The organism is Burkholderia sp. WP9, assembly GCF_900104795.1.
In the GTDB taxonomy this organism is placed as follows: Bacteria; Pseudomonadota; Gammaproteobacteria; order Burkholderiales; family Burkholderiaceae; genus Paraburkholderia.
The window spans coordinates 12,523-33,502 of record NZ_FNTG01000002.1 but is presented as its reverse complement, the minus strand read 5'-3'; the positions used below and the strand labels follow the sequence as shown (position 1 = coordinate 33,502).

The following is a 20,980-nucleotide window of genomic DNA, read 5'->3' as shown; positions in this document are numbered from 1 at the left end:
TGAACGAAAATCTGATGCATCGGTAGAGTAAAACCTGGAGTCCACGCGTCGCGCCCTCGGCTCTGGTCAGATTCGACGCAACACAAGCTCGCGCAGAACGGTCTCCAGTTCGACGTGGCCGCGCAAGATTTCGTCAGAGCTGCTTTCGAAATCGATCCAGTCTTCGTTGAAGCCGTCCAGCATGCGCATGCGAGGTAGAGGATGCTTCATGCCCTGCTTGCGGAACAGCGCTTCCCACGTCTGCCTTTCGACAACTTCCGCACGCACCTGACGACGCAACACGCCGGCGAAAGCGACTGCGAGATCGTTAGGACTCACCCGGCGTGGGCCCTCAAGCTCGACGATGCGCACACCGCGCCACGTCTGCTGAAGCAGTTCAGCAGCAACGCGGCCTACGTCCGCGGTGGCGACCATCGGCACCGGCTTGTCGAGCGGCTGCAGGTAACTGGCAATGACGCCATCGTCGCTTGCAGACGCAACATCCCACGCGGCGTTCTCCATGAACCAGGCAGGCCGCAGGAAGGTCACAGGCATCGGCATCTCGCGCAGCGCCTGCTCCATCAGCGTGCGTTGAGTGAGCAGGTTGACCTCGTCGGCCTGTGCGCCGATCGTCGAGAGGCAAACGACCTTGTCCGGCCGCGCGCTCAGGAGTGCGGCGGACACAGCCTCAATCACTGTGCGCGCTTCAGGAAACCCGGGCTCCGGATCGAACTCCGAAGGCGGCAGGATGAAAGCGCCTGTCGCGCCTTCGAACGCGGCGGCGAGCGACGAAGGGTCTTCCATGAAAGCCGTCGCGATCTCGCAACCTCGCTCTGCCCACGCCTCTGCCCGCGTCGCATCGCGTACGACTGCGCGCACCGGCTGACCAGTAGCCAGCAGTTCGCGGGCCAGTGCGCCGCCCACCTTGCCGGTGATTCCTGTGATTGCATACATTGCTCGTTCTCCATGTGTGGATATATCGGGTGACGCAGCGTGGATGTGCCGACGGTCAATCGCTCAGGCGCGACCCAAACCGTCGTAAAAGGCCTGCTCGAACTGTCCGTATAGGTTCACGACGCGCGCATCGTAGAAGGGCAGCATCTGCGTAAAGAGGGATCCGGCGACCCGATTCACCGGATCGACCCAAAAGTAGGTGTTCAACAACCCGGCCCAGCTCACGCTGCCAGCGCTTCGTCCGTGGGGTCCTTGCTCTGTATTGATGTCGAACGACAGCCCCCACTTGTGCGCGGTCCCCGGAAACTGATCGAAGCTGTTCGACCACGACGGCTGCGCGGTCCTCATTTCCGCGACCTGCAGATCGCCAATGTGATTGCGGAACATCGTCGCGACGGTGTCGGCGCGCAGCACGCGTTCGCCGCCATACGTGCCGCCGTTCAACAGCATCTGCAGAAACGCCATGTAATCGCGCGGTGTGCTGAAGAGTCCGCCTCCGCCCATGAAAAATTCGGGGCGCTGGTTGATCTCGAACGGCTCGGGCGCAAGTGAGCCGTCCGCCTGACGCCTGTGCATGGTCGCGACGCGCTGCTTCTGCTTGCTACCGATGAGAAAGCCCGTGTTGCGCATGCCCAGTGGATCGAAGATGTGCTCGCGGAAGTAGACTTCCAGCGACTGATCGGTCACGGCCTCGACCAGTTTGCCGACCCAGTCCATGCTGATGCCGTACTCCCAGCGCTCGCCCGGCTCGAACTCGAGCGGCGCCGCGAATGCACCGTTCATCGAATAGCCGATGTCCGGCATGCCCGTTACCGTCTCGTACCGACTGAGCTTGTCGCTCCAGATGCTGTAGGTAAAGCCGGAGGTATGCGTGAGCAGATGACGCACCGTAATCGCATTGCGCGCAGGACGCAGCTTCGACTGCCCCGAGACGTCGAATCCATCGAGGATTTGAGGCGACTTCAACTGCGGCAGGATCTCGCCCGCAGGTTGATCCAGCCGCAGTCTGCCCTGTTCGATGAGCTGCATGCACGCGGTTGCGGTAATCGCTTTTGTCATCGACAGGAGCCAGAAGACTGTGTCAGGACTAATAGCCTCGCCGGTGCGAGCATTCGCCCGGCCACACGCTCCCTCGTAAACCAGTCCGCGGTCCGTTGCGCCCATGGCGACAACACCAACCACCGTGCCGTCGTCCACCGCCCGTTGCAGGCATTGATCGATCGAACTGTGGGCCGGGTGATCGGCCAGCGCGGCGTCGCCACTCGCACGCTGCGGTACTGCCCGCGCGTCGCGGCTTGCAACGCCACCAAGTGTCGCAAGAGCCAGCAGGCTCGACGCTCCCTTCAGGAGGCGACGACGATCCGTTTGAACTGCCATTTTCCGTTCCTTTCCGAATGAATGAATCGCGGCATCACAGTGCTTCGGTGGGGGGCGAGCAACGCGCGCCGCGATCGGTTCCAGTTGATGCGTCCAGCGGTCGCCAGAGCAACGATGAAAATGGGCTGTGCATGGCGATTTCCTTTCGATTGGCGAGACCGGATGTCTCGGTGAGACGTATTCTGGACAAGCACCAAACGAAACAAAATGATATGGATGTCATCAGATAAGTGACAATGCGTCACCTATTTGGCATGATCCATGGACAGGTCCAGCACTGCTGCGCGGCGCAGCGTTCGCATTCAGGTGGTCGGTCGCGCTTTCAACACGTCTTAACCCGAGCAACCATGAGATCCAGTAGCGAGAAGCTTTCCGGCAGCATTAGCGTGTTCGCCGCCGTAGTGGATGCGGGAACGTTTGTGGCCGCTTCGGAGGTAATAGGAATGACGCCGCCCGGCGTCAGTCGGGCAATTGCGCGGCTGGAAAAAAGGTTGAACATCCGGCTCTTCAGCCGAACAACGCGCTCCGTCTCCCTGACTGAAGAGGGCCGCCGCTTTTACGAGCAGGTCATGCCCCATCTCGCCGGACTTGAGGAAGCAGCGGCCGCTGCGGCAGGCGGCGCGTCCGCTGTGCGTGGAAAGCTGAGAATCAATCTGGATCCTGTCGTCTACCGGACCATCCTCGGGCAACAACTCGATGCGTTCATGGACGCACACCCCGAACTCGAAATCGAGTTCATCGCGCGAGACAGTCTTGGCGACCTCGTCATGGACGGCTTCGACCTCGCCGTGCGATTCGGCGAACCGAAAGCGTCTACCCTGATCGCGAGAAAACTGCTCGACACCCGCATCGTGACGGTCGCTGCGCCCTCGTACGTTGCTCGCTGGGGACGGCCGGCAAAGCCCGAGGACCTGCAAGGTCGAAGCCACAGATGCCTTGAATTTCGCAACCCGGAGACAGGCAAGCCGTTCCAGTGGGAATTTCATCGCAAGCGAAGGCGCATTGTGGTCGACACTCAGGGACGACTCACGGTCAATGATCCGGGTGCCCTGCTCAACGCATGTCTCGCCGGTTCAGGAATTGCGCAGATGTTGCGGCTCGGTGCCGAGCCTCTGATTGCTGATGGCCGATTGATCAATCTCTTTCCCGAATGGGTAGACGAACGGTATCCGTTATACGTCTACTACGCGTCCCGGCACCACGTGCCGGCAAAGACCCGCGCTTTTCTTGACTTCGTGGTGGAACTGACAGGCAATCACGAGCGCGCCGGGACGCGCTAATGCTGTCGCGGCGGACTGGCGAGGCCATATCGAATGGCCGGTTACGTATGGGTTGCGGTCTGCCATGATCAGGTTACGAACGTCCAGTGCTGGCCGAACCGTGCCTCATGCAAACCGCGTGGACTTCCGAATCCAGAACGGTTGCGATCGGCAGCACGCGACCCGTTACGGCGCGTCGACCCCGCGTCACAACTATGGCGGCTGTCAAAGCTCCAACGGCCGTTCGTCGACTGGCGACAGTTCATTCGAAGCGAAGCGACCGCCTAGGGATGGCAACCCTGCCGGATCGCTATTTTGTGATGCGTGTCGGGTGCGGCTTTAAGGCGCTGCGCCCCGGGCTTCGTCAAGAATCCATTTCGCAAATGCCTGTAGTGGCCGTGCACTCAACTCGAGCGGTTCAGGAAGAACAAGGCAGAAGTTTTTGGTAATCGCTTCGCGGTCCGGCCAGGGCGCAACCAGGCGCCCTTGTTCGAGCTCTGCCCCGATGTAAAGACGCGGCACCAACGCGACGCCCAGACCAGCTACCGCCGCCTCGATCAGCATGGAATGGAGATCGTAACGTGCCCCAACCGCCGAATTGGTCAGCGCGATGCCGGCCTCGTGTGCATAAAGCTGCCACGCGTCCGGATTTTGCCGCCTGTGAAGGCGCGGCAATTCGTCTAACGCCGGCTTCGCGCCTGCGTCTGCGAGGAGCGCCGGACTACAGACCGGTACAAGCACCTCTTCCAGCAGTCGATGCAGATGCATACCCGCCCATGCCGGATGCTCGAAATGGATCGCTGCGTCGAAACCGCTTCCGGAAAGAATGAACGGTTCCATTCGTTCGGCGATATGCACGGTGATGGTCGGATGCATATTTTGAAACCGTTTCAGGCGGGGGATAAGCCAACGGGTGGCGAAGGTCGGAATTGCGGCGATATCAATGCTCGCGCCTTCGATAGGCTGCCCCATCAGATATAGGCTGTCCCGCTCCAGCCGATCCAGAATCTCGCGAACCTGCACCGCGTATCGCGTGCCGTTCGGAGCAAGCCGCACCCGATTTCCAACGCGCTCGAACAGCGCAACACCCAAAAATGCCTCCAGGCGACCGATCTGACGACTAACGGCGCCCTCGGTCAGCGCCAGTTCTTCGGCCGCGCGGGCGAAGCTGCCGTGTCGAGCGGCGGCCTCAAAAGCCTGGAGCGCGGAATTGCTTGGGATCTTACGTCGCATTGGGGTCTCCCCGATTGATATGCGTTGGACGCCAGCTTGAGCAAATGTCACCGAAGGCTGACTTTATATCGTTATATACGCCGAAAGTCTCAGATTAGCATTACGTTATCGCAATGAACACGGATCGTTTGCAGCAATCTGCTTACGCGCCACGAGGGATAATCTGATGATCTACACCGTGGAATGCAGCTTCGCCGATCCAAGCAGCGAAGCCGAATGGAACGACTTCTACAGCCTTGAGAAACTGCCCGCCCTCATCTCGGTGACCGGCTTTCACACGTCACAGCGCTTCAAGTCGTTAAGCGATGGTTGCCCGGTCTACCTTGCCGTCCACACGATCGACGGTCTCGATGTATTAACGGGAGAGGAATATCGCCAGAAAGGCGGCGGCAATTTCGCAAGGTGGCAGCAACACATTACCGACTGGCACCGAAATCTCTACAGCGATATCGGCCTTGCGCCAGCGGTAAATGCAGACGAACTCCTCGTGCTTTGTGCAAACGGCCCCGAACCGCTGATCCAGATGGGTCTCACACCGTTGGCCATGCGAGCAGTTGCGTTGGAGAAATTTCCGGAACACCGTTGGCTCGCAAAACTGCCTCGGCGAAACACTCAGCTTGTCGGGAGCATGCCCGAAGGTGTCCACCTCTATTCGCCGATGACGGGACAACTGACACGCCCCCGCACCGTTTCGACCGGACAGGAAAAATAGGTCCGCGATGCCCAATGTCACTTTCTATATTTCTACGGGGCAAATGCCGTCTGATGAGAGGCTTGCCGAGCTTTCCCGCGACTGCGTCGAACTCTGTACGAGTGTCCTTGAAGCAGCGCTCGAAAACGTTCATGTCATCTATGTCGACGTTCGCCATGGGCACGGACATCCCGTCTTCGCGGAAGTCCAATATCGCCTTGAGACGTTTCGCACGCCTTCGGTAATGAACCAGTTCATGGAAGCCCTGGACGACGCCATTGCGCGCTGCACGGGTCTCACGGCGCGCATCCGTTGTTTTGGTTATGCCGCGTCGAACATTCACGCCCGCAATTAGGAAGTCTTCTGGAGAAGAGTTGTGTCCACCATCACGTTTCCAAGTCAGCGAGCCGGGGATTTCACGATCACCGCGATCAGCGACGGCTACCTCACCGCTAGCCTGGAGTTCCTCTCGAATATCGCCCCGTCCGAAGCCTCCAGAATACAAAGTGATGCAGGCCAGAAGGAGCCTGCCGCCGTGCATATCAACTGCTACGTTGTACGCGGAGCGGGTCGCACAATTCTCATCGACGGTGGGGCTGGAGGCATCAAGCAATGGGGAGGTCGCCTGAGAACCAATTTATCGCTTGCTGGCGTCGAACTATCCGAGATCGACACAATCCTGCTCACGCACGCTCATCCCGACCATGTCGGAGGGCTAGTGGACGCGGCCGGACAAATTACCTTTCCGAACGCGGAGCTTGTTGCTCATCATCGAGAGGTCGAATTTTGGCAGGATGACGGGAATCTAAGCCGCGCCAGCGAGCGTGCCCGCGGCAACTTCCTGATAGCGCGTCAAGTGTTCGACGGCTACCGCAACAAGCTCCGTACTTTCGATGAAGGGGAAGTGCTCCCCGGTATCAGAGCGATGCCACTACCGGGACACACAGATGGACACTCCGGATATCTGCTTGAATCCCGCGATCAGAGCCTGCTTGTCTGGGGAGATATTGTTCATTTTCCTCACATCCAGATTGAACGGCCAGACGTATCGATTGCATTCGATCAAGACCCTTCCCTGGCAGTCGCCACACGATCACGGCTTCTGGACCTGGTCAGTTCGGAGGGACTGTTGATCGCCGGTATGCACTTGGGGGAACTCGGCTTCGCGCGAATAAAGCGAACAGGCCAGAGCTACGGTCTGCTTTACGAGACAGAAGCATGATACGGCGAGGAGGATCAGTCATGTCTGAAGCTACTCCAGCACTCCGCACTGAGCTACCGACGAACACTGCGATGCCGTGTCAACGGCGTTGGCCTCTTGATCCTTTTTGAGCGGCATACCCACCGCACTAGCGAACGGGCCAGTGACGAAGCGTTCGTCTTTGATAGTCGAATGGCCGGTTACGGAGGCCAGAGCCGACGCCTGAATGTCCGATCAACGGTATACGTGACCAGCCGCTTGTGGCCGAACCCGGGCCGACGCAAACCAAGCAGGATCGCTGACCGCGGCAGATATGCGAAAGGCATAGGCCGACCCTTCTCGTCCGCCCGGTGGGGCCAACCCAAACGACGGTTTTCGACCGAAAACCGGCCGTTGAACGGGCAACCGGCGTCCCCCGTGCCGCGCTGGCGCCCAAGAATGTCTGAATTGGCTCGGCGCGTCGTTCAGATTTTGGGCGTCTGCCAGAGTACGACGCGAACTGCTCGCCATTAGCCGGCTCGTCGATGATACCGACGCAGAGGTGGCCGCCAGCGCGCCCCTGTGACTTTTATCTAAAAAGGAAAAACTACGCCCAGACCACTCGCGGCCCGCTTCTCAGGTGAGTTTTCGCGAACGGAGCGATCTGAATATGTCACTTGTCGGCTCACTTGTGGCTACTTACGATCAATTCGACCAGTCGCGGTGGGACTGCACGGCACTGCCGGTGCGGACCCGATCTTCTCTCTTTCAGCAGATGCCCAGCATGATCGACCCCAATAAAAGCAGGCGTGCCAGCCTTGCGGTATTCGCGCTGCTCTACCTTGGTTATTGCATCTCGTACATCGACCGCTCGGCGATTGCACTGTCGCTCGTTGCTATCGGCAAGGAGTTTCACGTCGGCTCGGCAGCGCTGGGCGTTGTCATGAGCACGTTCTATGTCAGCTACGCGGCCATGCAGATTCCCGGCGGATGGATCGCAGATCGCTGGGGGAGCAAAAAGGTCATCGTCATATCCGTCGCGTTCTGGTCGGTGTTCACGTTGATGACGGGTCTCGCGTGGTCGCTTGCTTCGCTGATCGCGATCCGCTTTATCTTCGGTCTCGGTGAAGGCGGTTATCCCGGCGCCGCAGTGAAGGGCGTGACGGAATCGTGTGCGCGGGCCGATCGCCCGAAAATGTCGGCGTTCCTGATGTCGTCGAACTATGTCGGCAGTTTCATCGCGCCGCTTGCGATTGCGCCGCTCATTCTCTATATCGGCTGGCGTCATGCGTTCGTCGTCGCAGGCGGCGCGGGCCTCGTGTTCGCGCTCTTCTATCTGTTCGTGGTGAAGGACACGCATCAGAAACGCGATTCGGCTGGCCGTTCCGCACGCATCGACGGCGCGGCAACGCGCGCGCTCCTCAAGATGCCGCTCATGTGGAAGATTCTGCTCACATGGTTCGGCATGGGCATCGTCAACAAGGGACTCGATGCGTGGATGCCTGCGTATCTCCTGACCGAGCGTCATCTCGACCTCAAGGCAGTCGGCATGCTCACGCCGCTGCCGTTCGTAGCGGCGAGCATATCGACGGCGCTGGGCGGCTGGATTCTCACGCGCTGGTTCGATGGCCGCGAGAAGTGGCTGATGGCCGTTTGCTGCGCGATCTCCGGCTTCTTTCTCTACGAAATGTACACGGCGGAAACGGTGATGGGCGTGATCGCGTATCAGTCGATTGTCTACTTCTTCAAGTCGTTCGTGTTCGCAGGTGTCTTCGCGCTGCCGGCCAAATTTCTGCCGCAAAAGCTCATTGGCACGGGTGCGGGCATGGTCAATTTCGGCGGACAGGTCGCGGGATTCGTCGCGCCAGCAGTCATTGGCCTGCTGGTCTCGCTCACCGGCAACTACAACGCGGTATTCGGCTTCCTGATCGTGGCGACGGCGTTTGCGTTCATCACCAGTCTAACGATCCGACTGTCCCCCGAGGCCGATGCACGCCTTGGCGCCGCCGAGGAGGCCTGATCGCTTTGCCGGCCAAACAGGCGCTATGATTGCGGGCCACGTCCTCCCGTTGATCCGTCATGAGCGCCCGCATTCTTCAGGAAACCGCCGTCCGTTACTTCCTCGAAGTCGTCAACACCGGTTCCATAGCCGATGCCGCGACCCGGCTGAACGTTGTGCCCTCCGCCGTGAGCCGCCAGATCGCGCGGCTCGAAGGCGAACTCGGCGCACAGCTTTTCGTGCGGCAATCGCGCGGCATGGTGCCGAGCAAGGCGGGCGAAATGCTGGCCGCCTATGCGCGCCGTTCGCAACTCGACGCCGAACAGATTTCGCTGGAAATCGACGCGCTTCGCGGCGAAGCCGGACGCACGATCCGCATTGCCTGCACGGAAGGTTTCGCAGTCAACTTTCTGCCGCGTGCGATGGCGGACTTCCGTCGCGAGGTTGCGCCCGCATCGTTCGAAGTCGCCGTCGATACGGCAGCCAACGTCACGCAGCGCGTACGGGAAGCCGAATGTGATATCGGCCTCACGTTCAGCTTCGGGCCGGCGAAGGACATTCAGGTTGCGTTTTCCGCACCGTCGCCCGTATTCGCGATCGTCGCGTCATCTCATCCGCTGGCGCGGGCTGCGCAGGTTTCGTTTCGTGAGTTGCTCGAGTATCCGCTCGCATTGCCGGGCGTGCATTCAACACTGCACAAGCTGATTGATATCTATTGCAGCCGCGAAGGTGTCGCGTGCAAGAGCGTGCTGCGCAGCGCCACGCTCGAAACGCTGCTCGGTTTCACGCTCGCGAGCGACGCCGTGACGTTCAGCGGCGAACTGTTCGTACGCCCGCGGCTGGCCTCTGGAGAACTCGTTGCGTTGCCCGTGCCGGAGCTTGCTACCGGCGAACGCGCCATCGAAATTCAAACCCTCGCGCGGCGTGCGTTGCCGCCTTTGCTGCAATCATTTGTCGATCGGCTCAGTGGCGAACTTGCGCCGCCCGCGCGCGTTGAGCAAAAGTGAACTCACCGTTCGATAAACATCACTAGCGGTCGATTTTCGCGTCGTCTACATTGAGCGGACTCTTGCCTTGCCGCTTAAAGGACTGCCCGATGAACGACCGTTATGAACTCACGAGTCATAGTGCTGTCGCACTGCGTGCGCTATTGCAGGCGCGCGAAATCTCCGCCGTCGAATTGCTCGAAGCTTGCATTGCGCGAATCGAGACGCTCAATCCGTATGTCAATGCCATCACGGCGACGAGCTTCGAACGCGCGCGCATCGAAGCCCGTGCCGCCGATATCGCACTTGCACGCGGCAATCCAGCGGGTTCCCTGCACGGATTGCCGATCGGCATCAAGGATCTCGAAGAAACGGAAGGTCTTCTGACCACGTATGGCTCGCCGCTCTATCGCGCGAACGTGCCCGCGCACGACAATACGCTGGTGCGCCGGCTGCGCGCGGCGGGTGCGATTGTCGTCGGCAAGACCAACGTGCCGGAAATGGGCGCGGGTGCGAACAGCTTCAATGCTGTATGGGGCGCGACGGGTAATCCATTCGATCCCCGTCTGAACGCGGGTGGTTCGTCGGGGGGCTCGGCGGCTGCGCTGGCGCTGGACATGGTGCCGCTGGCCAGCGGCTCCGACACGGGCGGCTCGCTGCGCATTCCCGCGGCGAAATGCGGCGTGGTCGGGTTGCGTACCTCGCCGGGACTCGTGCCGAGCGACCGGAAGCCGCTTGGTTGGACGCCGATTGCCGTGGTTGGGCCGATGGGGCGCACCGTCGAAGACACGTGGCTGCAACTGGCGGCGACGGTTGGTCAGTCGGGCAGCGATCCGCTCGGCTATCCGTTCGCGATGAATCCGACGATGGATGGCCGCGCGCTCACAGATGTATCGAAGCTTCGCATCGGTTACACGGAAGATTTCGGCGTGTGTGAAGTCGAAGAGGATATTCGCGCTGTATTCAGCCGCAAGATCGAGTTCCTGCGTCGCGAGGTGGCCGTATGCGAACCGATCGAAGTGGACTTCGAGGGCGCGCATCGCTGCTTCGACGTGTTGCGTGCGGAGGCTTTCGTCGCGGGGCTGCAAAAAGCGTATGAGACCAACCCCGATCTGCTCGGCCCGAATCCGCGCGCGAACTATGAAATGGGTATCGGCCTGGGTCTTGCCGATTGCGTGCGTGCGCACAGCGCCCAGACGCGCTTGTTCCGCCGCTTCCAGACGCTGTTCGACCGTTACGACGTGATTCTTTCGCCGACAACGCCTGTCTCGCCGTTCCCGTGGACGCAGCCGTATCTGAAATCGGTGAATGGGGTCGAGCTGGAGAACTATTATCGCTGGCTGTCTCTCACGTATGTGGTCACGCTCGCGACGAATCCGGCGTTGTCGTTGCCGTGCGGTGTTGATCATCGCGGCATGCCGTTCGGCTTGCAGATGATCGGCACGTTCCGTGGCGATCTCGCGCTGCTCGATGCGGCGCGCGCGTTCGAGACGCTCTTTGCTTCATCCGATGAAACGCGCCGACCGATTCCCGATGCCGCGAAGCTGCGCACAACGGATGTGGACCTGAAGTCCATCGTCACGCATCCGCCCATACTCGACGCCGTCTCGTCTCCCAATGCTTCCGCTTCCGCAGTCTGACCCGAACATGATCGATTCTATTTACGGCAAGCCGCTCGATACGTGGCTGCGAGACTTCCCGCTGCTGCGTGAGCTCATGGCGCTCGAACCCGTCGAGTGGTTCAATCCGGCGGTCGCGCCGATGGCCGACGCACTTCACGATATTCCACTCGATGGGTCGCATATCGCCGATGCCAGCGCGCGTCTGCAACGTTTCGCGCCGCTGCTCGCGCAAGCCTTCGCCGATGTGCGCGAAACGGGCGGCATCATCGAGTCGCCGTTGACTGAAGTGTCCGCGTTCGCACAAGCGTCGAGCCAGCGCTACGGCGTCGAAGCGCCGCGCCGTCTGCTGCTTAAACAGGACAGCCATCTGCCGATTTCCGGTTCGATCAAGGCGCGCGGCGGCATCTATGAAGTGCTCTTTCACGCGGAACAACTCGCGATGCGTCACGGTTTGCTGAAGGAAAGCGACGATTACCGTGTGCTTGCGGGCGACACATGCCGTGCGCTGTTTCGCGAGCACCGCATCGCGGTGGGCTCGACGGGCAATCTGGGTATGTCGATCGGCATCGCGAGCGCGACCCTCGGCTTCACCACGACCGTGCACATGTCCGCCGATGCGCGCCAATGGAAGAAAGACCGCTTGCGCGCACATGGCGTGACGGTCGTGGAGTATACGGGCGATTATGGCGAAGCGATCGAAAGCGGACGGCGTCTCGCGTCGAACGATCCGATGTGTCACTTCGTCGACGATGAAAACTCGACGACGCTCTTCCTCGGCTATGCGGTTGCGGGCGAGCGCCTGAAGCGGCAACTCGATGCGGCGAATGTGCGAGTGGATGCTGCGCAGCCGCTGTTCGTGTATTTACCGTGTGGTGTCGGCGGCGGCCCTGGCGGTGTTGCGTTCGGTTTGAAACTCGCGTTCGGCGATGCGGTGCATTGCGTGTTTGCGGAACCAACCCATTCGCCTTGCATGTTGATGGGCGTGATGACCGGATTGCACGAACGGCTTGCGGTTCAGGACTTCGGCATCGACAACGTGACGGCTGCCGACGGACTCGCAGTAGGGCGTCCGTCCGGTTTCGTGGGCCGCGCGATGCAGCGGATGATCGACGGCTATTACACCGTCGGTGACGACGAACTGTACGCGCTGCTCGCGCTGATGGCCGAGACGCAGAACATCCGGCTGGAGCCGTCGGCTCTCGCGGGCGCTCCGGGTTTCGCGCGCGTGTCGAACGAGCGGCAGGGCTATCGCGGACGCATGAATATCGACGAATCGGCCATGCACAATGCGACGCACATCATCTGGGCAACGGGCGGCGGCATGGTGCCGGATGCAGAGATGGGCTCATATCTCGAGACGGGGCGGCGGGCACTGGTTGCAGCCTAATAGCCGCGTCAAGGTTCTAAGCTGAAAGTTGTCTGACCCAGTCCCATGTTCGGAATGGCAATAAAGCTGGTTTTCGATTGAATGGAATTTTCTTTAGCCCTATTGGATTAGGAGCTGATGTCTGATCCGAAGCAGTCGTTCGTCCGAGTTCAACGAAGGGCTGCTTGAGGCCGTGCACTGACTCTTGCAAAACGCATCGGCGGCTCGCCCTCCGTTGATCTCGATCGACGCCAGGCGACCCGGAGTGGTCGTTCAATGCCATGTCAACTGACGGCCGCTTCCGGCGCTAGAAGCGACGATCGCCAGTCGGACGCTGGGGCGCGGCTGGAAACTCCCGCACGGGCAGCTCCCGTTGCAGACGACGTCAGCGAGAAACCAGTCCCACAAACGGCAATAAGTAGGCCCCCCCGGCACAGCATGACAACCACAGCCGACGCGCAACGTCACCGCAGACTACTGAACAATTGAGCCACCACACCGCGCAGCCACCGATTCCCCGCTTCGTGGTGATAGCGGGCGTGCCAATGCTGCCGCACTGCAAACCCCTCCACCGGTATCGGACACGGATGCACCGACAGGTCGTTGACCTTCGCCAGCGTCTCGCCGATATGCCGCGGCAACGTGGCGATCAGATCGGTGCTTTTGATGATGGCCCCTAGCCCGAGAAAACCCGGCAGCTCGAGCACGACGTCCCGTTCGATGTGCTCGCGCACCAGCGCCTGCTCCAGCAATTGCGCCCCCGTGCCTGCCGCGATGGCGACATGGCCCTCCGTGCGGTACTGCTTGAGCCCAAGCTTGCCGCGCATGCGCGGATGATGCCGGTTCATCAAACACACCCAATCCTGCATGTATAGCTGCTGCTGGTAGATGCCGCCGCCGAGCCGGGGCACGTGACCGATTGCCAGGTCGGCCTCGCCCGATTCCAGCGCGCGTTCGGTATTGCCGTCGATCCTCGCGGCTTCGAGACGGATTCCCGGCGCCTGCGCTCGCACGTGCGCCAGCATGCGTGGCAGCAGCGTGATGTGGCTCGCGTCGGTCATGCAGATGCGGAAACGCCGCCTGGCGGTGGTGGGATCGAAGGCTATTTCCCACGCCGCAAAGCGCCGCAGCGATTCGAGAATCTCCCGGCACGGTCCGATCAACGCATCGGCTTGCGGTGTCGGCGCCATGCCGCCTGGCGTTCGTATGAAGAGCGGGTCTTGCAGATGCTCCCGCAAACGGCCGAGCCAGATGCTGACAGTCGGCTGGCTTTGTCCAAGCTGCTCCGCGACGCGCGTGACGCTGCGAACGTCGTAGAGAAGATCGAAAAGCTGCAGCAGTTTCAGATCGGGTAGTTCTGCCGGGTTCATGGCGATATTGTCTGGCGCAATGACCGCATTGTATCCATTGCATTGCCAGCATGCGTACCCGATCGTATCTTGATCTCCAGGTCAAGGAGACGATAGTGAAGATTGCGATTCTGGGTGCTGGTGCGCTGGGCTGCGCCATCGGCGCGGCGCTAACCGAAGGCGGCAACGAGGTCTGGTTGCTGAACCGCTCGGCGGCGCATGTAGACGCAATACGGCGCGACGGACTGCTCGTCGACGATGCGAACGGCTCGCGACTCGTGAATGCCAAGGCTACGACGCGGGCCGCCGAGGTAGGTGCCGTCGATCTGGTCGTCGTGCTGGTCAAGTCCTTTCATACCGATGCGGCGATGCGTGGCGCTCCGGAACTGATCGGACCCGAAACCGTGGTGCTGTCGCTGCAAAACGGCCTTGGACACGAAGATGTGCTCGCCGACATCGTGGGTCGTGAGCGCGTGCTGGCGGGCAAGACTTACGTCGGCGGCGTGCTGCGCAATCCGGGGCACATCGAGTCCGGCGTCGCCGGCAAGGCGACTTACATCGGCGAACTCGACGGCCGCATCACATCCCGCGTGATGGCGATCGCCGCAACCTTCAACGCGGCCGGACTGGCCACCACGGTCAGCGACGACATCGTCGGCACGATGTGGGACAAGTTGCTGGTCAATGTCGCAACGGGCGCGCTGACGGGCACCACCGGCCTGACCTACGGCCAGCTCTACGACGAGCCGCTACTTAAAACAGCCGCCCTGGCAGCCATCGCCGAAGCGATCGCAGTCGCCCAGGCCGCCGGCGTGACGCTTTCCTCCACCGATCCTGAACGCCCGTGGACCCTCGCCGGCGAAGGCCTTTCCGCTGGCTTCAAGACTTCGATGCTGCAGAGCCTCGAAAAAGGCTCCATCACCGAAATCGACTTTATCAACGGCGCGGTCGTGCGGTGGGGACAACGGCACGGTGTGCCGACGCCCGTCAACGCGACGCTGGTGGCATGCATCAAGGGCATCGAACGCGCGATGACCGACCGAAAAGCGCAATAACTGGCATGAGATCCGGGCAAGTGCTTCGCACCAGCTCGGGTCGACAACGGAGACAACCTGATGAACGGCAGCAAAGCCTATCTGGAACATGTCGCTATCTGGGTGAAAGACATCCACTGGCACATCCGCTTTTTCGAAGACGTGCTCGGCATGACGATGCGCGAGGTCGACGGCACGGTAGAGGAACCCCGTCAGTACTGGACGCTCGGCGGCCTGCAATTCATCCATAACCCGCAGCACGACGCACCCGAAGGCCGCCTCGGCCACCTCGGCGTGATGTGCGAGGACATGGAGGCCGCGCTTGCCGCGGCGCAAACATACGGCGTCAGCGAAATGCCGCAAGGACGCAACTGGTTGCGCCTGCCCGACGGCCTCGCCGTCGAACTGATTCAGGCGAGGCCTGCCACATGTGTCGCGCAGGCACTGGCGATCAACCCACGTTCAGAGGCGTGACATGACGATCATTGAAAAATACTGGGACGACGCCCGCGAAGGCGATCAGTGCGTGAGCCCGACTTATACCGTTACCAAACAACGCATCCTGGCCTACGCCGACCTCACAGGCGACCACACGCCCGTCCATGTCGACGAGGATTACGCGAATGCGAGCCACTTCGGTTCGATCGTCGCTCACGGTCTGTTTGGCCTGTCTATCGCCGATGGCCTCAAAACGCAAAGCGATTACCGTTTCCTGCCGGGTATGTCGCTCGGCTGGACATGGGACTTCAATCTGCCCATCAAGGTCAACGACGTGCTGCACGTCAAGTTCCGCATCGGCACAATGCGCGCGAGCAAGAGTCGCCCTGGCTGGGGGATCGTGGTGCTCCCATCCGAGTTGGTCAATCAGGAAGGCAAGGTCGTCCAGCATGGCGAGCATCGTCTGATGGTGCCGCGCCGCCCGGGAGCATTCTGATGCAGGCACGTCCTCTTGAAGGTATTCGCGTTGTCGATTACAGCCATTTTCTGGCCGGTCCGTATGTCGGGCGCTGTCTCGCGGCGCTGGGCGCCGAGGTCATCAAGGTCGAGCGTCCCGGCAGCGGCGATGCGGGACGTCAGCATGCCACGGTGCTGGATGACGAACAGAGTGGCTACTTCCTGCAACTCAACATGGGCAAGCGCGGCGTCTGCGTCAATATGCGCGACCCGCGCGGGAAAGAGTTCATGCAACGGCTGTGCGACTCGGCGGATGTGTTCGTCGAGAACTACCGGCCGGGCGCGCTGAACAAACTCGGGCTGGGTTATGACGAACTGTCCGCGCGCAATCCGAAACTGGTCTACTGCTCGATCTCGGCTTATGGCCATACGGGACCCGATGCGCATCGCGCCGGCTTCGGTCTGATTGCCGAAGCAAAGAGCGGGATCATGCAGATGATCGGCACGCCCGGCGAACCGCCGCCGCTGATGCGCATTTCGCTCGGCGACATGTACACGGGCATTCACGCGGTGGCGGCGATCAACGCCGCGCTGCTTGGTCGCGTGAAGAGCGGCCGCGGACAGCATATCGACATGGCGCTGTACGACACGCTGCTGTCGATGCACGAGTACGCGGTGCAGTGCTACACGATGCAGGGCATCCTTCCGGAGCAGACGGGTCACGACATGCCCACGTCGACGCTGTACGGCGTATTCCGTGCCGCCGACGGCGACCTCGTCATCGCCGCGCAGGTGGACGATGCGTGGAAGCGCTTCGCAGCGCTCGTCGAAGCACAGGGCGGCCCGCCCGGCTTCGGCGCCGACACTCGCTTTCACACGCTCGCAGGCCGCAATGCGAACCGCGTGGACATTCTGTCCGTCGTAAAGCCCTGGGTGGCCAGCCAACCCGTTGCGCAGGTGCTCGAGATGCTGGATGGCGTCGACGTGCCGTGCGCCAAGGTGCAGCGCATCGACGAAGTGCTTGCCGATCCGCAGATCGTCGCGCGCGGCATGGTGGTCGAGCAGGAGCATCCGCGCTACGGCAAATTGCGCATGCCGAACCTGCCCTTTCGTTTCTCCGACTGCGACACGACGATCCGCGAGGTCGCGCCAGACCTCGGTCAGCACAACGCGGAAGTGGCGCAAGCGCTGGGCTTCGACGCCGCCGAAATCGACGCGATGCAAGCCGACGGCGTGTTGTATTCAAAAGTGAGGCCATGATGAGCGACCAGTACGCAGTGATCGGCAACCCGATCGGACACACGAAATCACCGCTGATCCACGGTCTCTTTGCACAGGAGACGCAGCAGGACATGGCCTATACGGCCATCGAAGGTCCACTGGAGCCGCAGGACGCATTCGCAGCAACTGTGCGTGCGTTCATTGCGGCGGGCGGCAAAGGCATGAACGTGACCGCGCCGTTCAAGCTGAAGGCCTTCGCCATGGCCGACGAGCAAAGCGAACGGGCGGAACTGGCGGGCGCAGCCAACGCGCTGAGCTTCAGGGACGGCCGGATCATCGCCGAGAACTTCGACGGCGTAGGCCTGTTGCGCGATATCAAGGTCAATCTGAAACTGCCGATGAGCGGCAAGCGCGTGCTGATCCTCGGCGCAGGCGGCGCGGTGCGTGGCGCATTGCTGCCCTTCCTCGCCGCGCAGCCTGCGGAACTGGTCGTCGCGAACCGGGACCTGGCGAAGGGCAAGGCGCTGGTCGCGCAGGTCGTCGCCGGCGGCCCACTACTCGCCTGTGGCTACGGCGATCTCGAGGCCATGGGACAGTTCGATCTGGTGGTCAACGCGACTTCGGCCAGTCTCACCGGCGATCTGCCGCCCGTTCCACCGAGCGTGTTCAGTCCAACGGGCGCGGCTTATGATCTGGCCTACGGAAAGCGCCTGACGCCCTTCTTGCGACTCGCGCGCAATGCGGGTGTCCAGCACGTCGCGGACGGAGTCGGCATGCTGGTCGAGCAGGCAGCAGAGGCCTTCGCGTGGTGGCGTGGCGTGCGGCCCGAGACGCGGGCCGTAATCGACCGGCTTACGGTGCCGCTGGATTGAACGCGCGCTGGACTCAGGATTGGAAAGGATATCCCGATGACAAGTTGACAGGTGAGGATCGCAGGCGCATCACGACTCGTAGCAATTGCAGAGGTCGATTCTCCCCTGCTGTCGACGCTGTCTGAGGCCGTGCTGGCTGCTGCTCGAAGTAGCCTCGAAAATACTGACTCAGATACCTGACTTCGATCTACTTGGGATTCGCCAGGGGACAGCGGGGGGGCACGGCGATAGAGACACGGACCATCGATGCTTTAAATGGCTGCCATGGCGCCATGACCGGCCATTCGGTGGCGCCGAACAGCTGTCTCTTCATGGCCGACTGTACTCGTTCAGCAACCGCCACGGTGAGCAGCCATTCGCAGGTTCGCTCGACGCCAACGGCCGCTTTGTGGCGTCCTCGCCGAACGGATACAACCGGCCATGAGCCGCCGTTCGAGGTCGCCATTCAATTTGAATCGCTAAGGTCTCGTCCGCCCCTGCTCAACGGCCGGTTTCCAGCGAGCAAATTGCCGGTGGCATCGCCTCAACCCGGCCAGCAGCGGCCCTCCGTAGCTCGTCAGCGATCGTCCGCTTGTTCACCGGGTTCAGTCATTTGAAAGCAGGTCGAACGTTTTCGTCGTGCGTCTACCCCGCTTGTAGGGAATTGCTTATCCCTCAAGTGGGAATACGTGATCGCACTCTTGTTTGTTCTAGCTGTGCGCGATTTAGCCCCTTCAATCGGTTAGCTTGTTCGTCGATCGCGCGCGGATAATCTCCACTGCTGATGAGGTTTGCTAGCCATGCATACTCGTCGCTCATACCTGAACCGCGTATGCGTCCTGCTAGATAGTTCGCATCTGCAATCAAACTGAAGCTTTCAAGGCTATTGAACAAACTATCTTCAACGTGAACTGAGAGAAACTTCCTGAGCCCATCATCAGTCGAGCAAATGCCACTTACGATCTTGTAGGTTTCGTCGTATGCGAAATTCAATTGTGCAAAGCGATATAGGATCGAATGTACTCGCGTCTCGTTGATCAAATCCCCATCCGACGCACTTTTTCGCACGCGATCTGACCATACCACTATAGCGCTATCAACCGCCTGACTGTCTGGGATCAATTGTTGCTCTCGCGGCAATAACATTTCCGGACGTATGATCCACTTCCCTTGTTCTGCGGCTGCTTCGAGCAAAACGATCTCAGCGATTGACAAGGGACCATTGCTGGCTATCTGGCTGAGACACTTGGAGCGCTCTTCGTCGGGCGCTCGTCTCACGAGTCGCAAAATCACCTTGCCAAACAGCTCTGCTAACCCGTCTGTGAGCTCGCCTCCCGCTAGAACTTTCGATGCTGCATCGACAAGCTTCTCAATGCTGCCGTATGCAGCGAGGGAGTGGCATGAAGGCGTGTAATTGAAGATCCATTCAAGTAAAAACGCGAGGTCGGTGTAGTTGCAGGTCGTCAGCGCTTCCTCAAGGAAGTCGGCGTTCTCTAAATATTGATGGATGCTGGCGGCTTCTGGAACGCTGTCCAGTGAGGCCATTCGAAAGAAGCGTGCGAGCCGGTCCGGATCAACCATGCGAAGCTCATCTTCGGGCACTTTCCTTTGCTTGTCGGGGGTCACCGCGAATAGAAAAGCGCATGCCCTTCTTGCAACGTCACGCTCGGACTCATCTATTGGCAGATGCTTCTCCCACGGATGCTCGTGTTGCTGTTTTAGGGAATCGGTCCATGTGCCCCAGTCAGTCACTCCAGCTGCGGCGTCTTCGACTCCAGAATCGCCTCTAAATGATTGCCCTATGAAATCCGTAGGGTGACGATGTACGCTGTCGCGAATGCTTGGAAAGCGCTGGGAGATTGCCTCGAAGACGATCACATCAACTGCGTTTACTTCGCCGCGCGTTGCTGGAAGACTTAGCAGAAGGCGGTTCAAGAGCCGAACGATGTCCCGAGGGTGACGTGCGATATATGTAACGACTTGCATCCCCGATTGATAGATGGCTGATTCGTAGTCGCGCAGTTCGATATGGATGCCCGTGAAAAGCTCCTGCAACTTCGTATCGAGGAATCCACGAAGTTGATATCGAAACAAGGGCGGTATTGGATATGCGACTTGGACGATTTTTTCTAGATATGATTGCCCTCTGGCAACGTTGCCGCCTCCCAAAGCGGCCGCAACGATCTCGCGGTCATATGCTAGGAGATAGGTAGTTCGAGGAAAATCTGCGACTGCCTTTATCGTTTGCACGACGAGTTGAATTTCGTCCTCTGGCAATCGGTCGAGATCATCCACGATCACCACGATGTTGCGATTGAGCTTTCGAAGCGCTTCCACTGCTTCGGCCTTTTTCCTGGTTAGATCTAGCTGAGGAAGCATTTTTTCGACATCTTCGAGCGCTTTCTGAGCACCTTCTACGCCTCCGGCAATTGCCTCCGCAGCTTCTGCCGCGTCTTGGGCTATATGCCCTGCAAAGCTGACTCCCGGCACGTACTTCAGATACTTGAGGTGCTTGATCAGTCCGATATAGCTCAGAAGTTTCTCACCCACTTTTAGTTTTTCTTCCTGTGCGCCTAGCGTCACGTTAAGTGCCGCAGCGATCTGGGTGACCAGCGCATCGACCATCGCGCCTGTGTTGCTCACCATCCATGGATTGAATTCGACGATAACGGTCTTTGAGTGGTCACTATTCGGATCTATTAGATGCTTTTTGATGAATCCGATCACCGTACTCTTGCCTGTACCCCAGCTTCCCTCGATCCCAATCACTAGACCGTCGTCCGCTCCGACGGACACGATGGACCGCGCAAGCGATCTTGCGAAGTGATTGCGCCCAAAGGCGTCCGTTTCTGCGGGGCGATCAGAGATATGGAGGGTTTCCGGCATGATCAGTCTTCGTGGATCGTTAGCAATTTGGTAGGCGAGAGGCGGAACGGGCGATACCGTTGCATCCGAGCCAGTATAGTGAAATTGGTGACAAGCACC

General features: G+C 60.3%; 18 protein-coding genes. 13 read left to right on the top strand and 5 right to left on the bottom strand.

Annotation, left to right across the window (positions count from 1 at the left end; all coding sequences use genetic code 11):
* Nucleotides 1–66: 66 nt before the first annotated feature.
* Nucleotides 67–933 carry an NmrA family NAD(P)-binding protein gene (locus tag BLW71_RS21475; RefSeq protein WP_091801200.1) on the bottom strand — a complete coding sequence of 289 codons (867 nt, stop codon included), beginning with the start codon at nucleotides 931–933 and terminating at the stop codon, nucleotides 67–69.
* Nucleotides 934–996: 63 nt separating this feature from the next.
* Entirely contained in the window at nucleotides 997–2,310 is a 1,314-nt protein-coding gene (locus BLW71_RS21470; RefSeq protein WP_091801197.1) for a serine hydrolase domain-containing protein, read from the bottom strand.
* Between the two features lie 347 nt (nucleotides 2,311–2,657).
* On the opposite strand from BLW71_RS21470, the gene BLW71_RS21465 reads away from it, so the two are divergent.
* The gene (locus BLW71_RS21465; protein WP_091801194.1) at nucleotides 2,658–3,590 is read left to right on the top strand and encodes a LysR family transcriptional regulator; all 933 of its coding nucleotides are present in this window, start codon (nucleotides 2,658–2,660) and stop codon (nucleotides 3,588–3,590) included.
* A 318-nt stretch (nucleotides 3,591–3,908) separates the two neighbouring features.
* Here BLW71_RS21465 and BLW71_RS21460 read toward each other — a convergent pair whose 3' ends face one another.
* Nucleotides 3,909–4,802 carry a LysR substrate-binding domain-containing protein gene (locus BLW71_RS21460; protein WP_091801191.1) on the bottom strand — a complete coding sequence of 298 codons (894 nt, stop codon included), beginning with the start codon at nucleotides 4,800–4,802 and terminating at the stop codon, nucleotides 3,909–3,911.
* A 166-nt stretch (nucleotides 4,803–4,968) separates the two neighbouring features.
* On the opposite strand from BLW71_RS21460, the gene BLW71_RS21455 reads away from it, so the two are divergent.
* The 7 genes from BLW71_RS21455 (at nucleotide 4,969) to dsdA (ending at nucleotide 12,667) form a co-directional block, all read left to right on the top strand.
* Nucleotides 4,969–5,514, top strand: coding sequence for a sugar ABC transporter (locus BLW71_RS21455; RefSeq protein ID WP_091801188.1), 546 nt, complete (start codon nucleotides 4,969–4,971; stop codon nucleotides 5,512–5,514).
* A gap of 7 nt (nucleotides 5,515–5,521) precedes the next feature.
* The gene (locus BLW71_RS21450; protein WP_091801185.1) at nucleotides 5,522–5,848 is read left to right on the top strand and encodes a hypothetical protein; all 327 of its coding nucleotides are present in this window, start codon (nucleotides 5,522–5,524) and stop codon (nucleotides 5,846–5,848) included.
* Between the two features lie 21 nt (nucleotides 5,849–5,869).
* Nucleotides 5,870–6,715, top strand: coding sequence for an MBL fold metallo-hydrolase (locus BLW71_RS21445; RefSeq protein ID WP_091801182.1), 846 nt, complete (start codon nucleotides 5,870–5,872; stop codon nucleotides 6,713–6,715).
* 742 nt (nucleotides 6,716–7,457) lie between these two features.
* A complete protein-coding gene (locus BLW71_RS21440) occupies nucleotides 7,458–8,693 on the top strand; it encodes an MFS transporter (protein WP_091808684.1) in 1,236 nt (411 codons plus the stop codon).
* Between the two features lie 59 nt (nucleotides 8,694–8,752).
* Entirely contained in the window at nucleotides 8,753–9,679 is a 927-nt protein-coding gene (locus BLW71_RS21435; protein WP_091801179.1) for a LysR family transcriptional regulator, read from the top strand.
* A gap of 89 nt (nucleotides 9,680–9,768) precedes the next feature.
* Nucleotides 9,769–11,298: an amidase gene (locus BLW71_RS21430; RefSeq protein ID WP_091801176.1), complete on the top strand. Its 1,530-nt coding sequence runs from the start codon at nucleotides 9,769–9,771 to the stop codon at nucleotides 11,296–11,298.
* A gap of 7 nt (nucleotides 11,299–11,305) precedes the next feature.
* Nucleotides 11,306–12,667, top strand: coding sequence for a D-serine ammonia-lyase (gene dsdA, locus BLW71_RS21425; protein ID WP_091808682.1), 1,362 nt, complete (start codon nucleotides 11,306–11,308; stop codon nucleotides 12,665–12,667).
* A gap of 443 nt (nucleotides 12,668–13,110) precedes the next feature.
* Here dsdA and BLW71_RS21420 read toward each other — a convergent pair whose 3' ends face one another.
* On the bottom strand, nucleotides 13,111–14,016 hold the full coding sequence (locus BLW71_RS21420; RefSeq protein WP_091801173.1) for a LysR family transcriptional regulator: 906 nt from the start codon (nucleotides 14,014–14,016) through the stop codon (nucleotides 13,111–13,113).
* 95 nt (nucleotides 14,017–14,111) lie between these two features.
* On the opposite strand from BLW71_RS21420, the gene BLW71_RS21415 reads away from it, so the two are divergent.
* Genes BLW71_RS21415 through aroE form a run of 5 tightly spaced genes read left to right on the top strand, consistent with a single transcriptional unit; the run spans nucleotide 14,112 to nucleotide 18,016 of the window.
* A complete protein-coding gene (locus BLW71_RS21415) occupies nucleotides 14,112–15,050 on the top strand; it encodes a ketopantoate reductase family protein (RefSeq protein ID WP_091801170.1) in 939 nt (312 codons plus the stop codon).
* Nucleotides 15,051–15,110: 60 nt separating this feature from the next.
* On the top strand, nucleotides 15,111–15,503 hold the full coding sequence (locus tag BLW71_RS21410; protein WP_091801167.1) for a VOC family protein: 393 nt from the start codon (nucleotides 15,111–15,113) through the stop codon (nucleotides 15,501–15,503).
* Nucleotide 15,504: 1 nt separating this feature from the next.
* Complete coding sequence (locus tag BLW71_RS21405) at nucleotides 15,505–15,963, top strand: MaoC family dehydratase (RefSeq protein WP_091801164.1); 459 nt, start codon at nucleotides 15,505–15,507, stop codon at nucleotides 15,961–15,963.
* A complete protein-coding gene (locus tag BLW71_RS21400) occupies nucleotides 15,963–17,183 on the top strand; it encodes a CaiB/BaiF CoA transferase family protein (RefSeq protein WP_091801161.1) in 1,221 nt (406 codons plus the stop codon). The genes BLW71_RS21405 and BLW71_RS21400 overlap by 1 nt, the downstream gene beginning before the upstream one ends.
* Complete coding sequence (gene aroE, locus BLW71_RS21395) at nucleotides 17,183–18,016, top strand: shikimate dehydrogenase (protein ID WP_091801158.1); 834 nt, start codon at nucleotides 17,183–17,185, stop codon at nucleotides 18,014–18,016. Before BLW71_RS21400 ends, aroE begins: the two co-directional genes overlap by 1 nt.
* Nucleotides 18,017–18,670: 654 nt before the next feature.
* Here the strand turns inward: aroE and BLW71_RS21390 are convergent.
* Complete coding sequence (locus BLW71_RS21390) at nucleotides 18,671–20,881, bottom strand: KAP family P-loop NTPase fold protein (protein ID WP_091801155.1); 2,211 nt, start codon at nucleotides 20,879–20,881, stop codon at nucleotides 18,671–18,673.
* Nucleotides 20,882–20,980 lie beyond the last annotated feature (99 nt).